Origin of the sequence: Phytoactinopolyspora endophytica (assembly GCF_004138495.1) — a bacterium.
Classification (GTDB): domain Bacteria; phylum Actinomycetota; class Actinomycetes; order Jiangellales; family Jiangellaceae; genus Phytoactinopolyspora; species Phytoactinopolyspora endophytica.
In genome coordinates, this window is record NZ_ML142849.1 from 534,558 (window position 1) to 536,950 (window position 2,393).

A 2,393-nucleotide genomic window follows, 5' to 3' on the forward strand; every position below is an offset into this window, starting at 1 on the left:
ACGGGGAGGAAACAGTAGATGGCGGACGACAAGCGGTTTATCACGAAGAAGGACGACGACGGCTCCTGGAAGGTCTACGACAAGCAGCGCGAGGAGTTCATGTCCAGTGGCGTCTTCGCCAACCGCAATGACGCCGTGAGCTTGGCGAAGATCTACGAGGATCACCACCAGGAGCTGATGAACAAGCAAGCCGGAGACGGCTAAGCGGGACCGGCGAACGGCTTCGACCTCGGTAAGGCGGTCGCGCCAATTCCAACCGCCCTCAGCGGCTAGAACGACCACGACCACCCTCACGACGTCGATCACCGGCCCAAAGCCGCACGGCGACGTACACGACTGCCCCGGCTCACGTTGCCCCCATGGGGATGAAGTCACAAGCGAGTGAAGCGCAGCGTGACGATCTCGAAGGGACGCAGCTCCAGCTTCACGGCACCGTCGTCAGGTGCAGCTCCGTCGCCGGGGACAAGGCTTTGCCGCGGATCGACTGGTCGCTCGAGCAGATCGGTCCGGCGCACCACTGCCGCTTCGAACGACGGAACGACCCGCGCCGTCGCCCGCCCGCCCAACGACTCATAGAGCCGGACGATGACGTCACCGGACCGATCCTCTGCCAGCTTGACCGCCTCGACCACCACCGCCGGGTTGTCGACCGACAAGAGCGGCCCGATCGGCTCGCCCCCTCGTATCTCCCGCAGCGGCAGGTTGAGCCGGTACCCTTCCCGCACGGCGTCGCCGATCGACGCGCCCACCACCAACGAACAGCGCAGCGTGTGCTCGCCCTGGTCGGCGTCCGGGTCCGGGAACAGCGGCGCTCGCAACAGGGACAACCGCACCGTGGTGGTCGTGCCGCCGTCGTCGCGCGTGGTCCTGCCGACGTCGTGGCCGTAGGTCGAGTCGTTCGCCACCGCCACTCCGTAGCCGGCCTCCCCCACATGGACCCAGCGGTGCGCGCAGATCTCGAACTTCGCCGCGTCCCACGACGTGTTGGCATGCGTGGGCCGGAACACGTGACCGAACTGGATCTCAGAGGCGGACCGGTCCGCGTGCACATCGAGCGGGAACGCCAGCTTCAGCAACTTCTGCCGCTCGTGCCAGTCGAGGGTCGTCTCGATCTCGATCGACAGCGAGTCCGCTGCCAGCGAGATCACTTGAGTCAGTGACGACGCGCCGAACCTCCGGCGGACTCGTACGCCGGCGCTGGAACCGGTGTTCTCGGCGATCTCCACCGTCTCCGCGTCGACCAGCTCCGTACCGGTCTGGCGGTCGATCTCGTCGACGTCCCACGCGTCCCACTGAGTCGGGGTGTCCCGGTACAGCTGCGGCAGGTTCGCCACCGCGCCGGCCGGAACCACCTCACGCTCCGCGGCCAGGTCGCGGACCGAGGTGATCAGCCCACGCTCATCGACGACGACGCGCACCCGTCCGTTCGACAGCACGTGATCCGATCCAGCCAACTCGGCACGGGCACCACCCGCCTGGGACGTGTGGCCGCTCGTCTCCGGAGCACCGGCCCCGAGCGCCGGCACACCGCCCGTCGCGAACGGACCGGCATTGAACAACATCTGCTCCTCGCCGGGTCCGGCCAGCTCCCGCAGTGACGTGCCGATCAGCTCCTCCAGCTCGGAAGACACCCGCGCGTAGTTCCGCTCGGCCTCCCGATGCACCCAGGCGATCGACGAGCCGGGCAGGATGTCGTGAAACTGCTGCAATAGCACCGTGTGCCAGAGCCGTTCGAGATCGTCGTACGGGTATTCGGACCCGTGGCGAACCGCCGTCGTCGTCGCCCACAGCTCCGCCTCCCGCAGCAGGTGCTCGGAACGTCGGTTGCCCCGCTTGGTGCGCGCCTGCGATGTGTAGGTGCCACGGTGGAACTCCAGGTATAACTCACCCGACCACACCGGCGGGCGGGCGTACTCGGTCTCGGCAGCCCGGAAGAACTCCGCGGGCGTGGCCAGTTCGACGGTGGGCGAGCCCTCCAGCGACGCCTGTCGGCCGGCTGCCGCCAGCATCTCCCGCGTCGGCCCGCCCCCGCCGTCGCCGTATCCGAACGGCACCAGCGAGGTGTTGGCCAGACCTTTCTCCGCGTACTGCCGTTGCGCCCGCGCCAGTTCCGTCGCGCTCAGGTCCGAGTTGTACGTGTCCACCGGTGGGAAATGCGTGAACAGCCGCGTGCCGTCGATCCCCTCCCAGAGGAAGGTGTGGTGCGGCATCGCGTTGGTCTCGTTCCAGGAGATCTTCTGCGTGAGGAACCACCGGCTTCCGGCTTCGACCACGATCTGCGGCAACGCCGCCGAGTATCCGAACGAGTCCGGCAGCCACGCCTCCAGCGGCTCGACGCCGAATTCTTCAATGAAGAGCCGCTTGCCGGCAACGAACTGCCGGGCCATCGCCTC

Annotated in this window: 2 protein-coding genes; one reads left to right on the forward strand and one right to left on the reverse strand. The window is 67.5% G+C overall.

What is annotated here, in order from left to right:
* Positions 1-18 precede the first annotated feature (18 nt).
* The gene (locus tag ELR45_RS02400) at positions 19-204 is read left to right on the forward strand and encodes a hypothetical protein (protein WP_129663111.1); all 186 of its coding nucleotides are present in this window, start codon (positions 19-21) and stop codon (positions 202-204) included.
* Positions 205-371: 167 nt separating this feature from the next.
* On the opposite strand, the gene ELR45_RS02405 is transcribed toward ELR45_RS02400, so the two are convergent.
* Positions 372-2,393 (reverse strand): alpha-mannosidase (locus ELR45_RS02405; protein WP_205855715.1); only part of this gene is annotated, 2,022 nt, incomplete at its 5' end.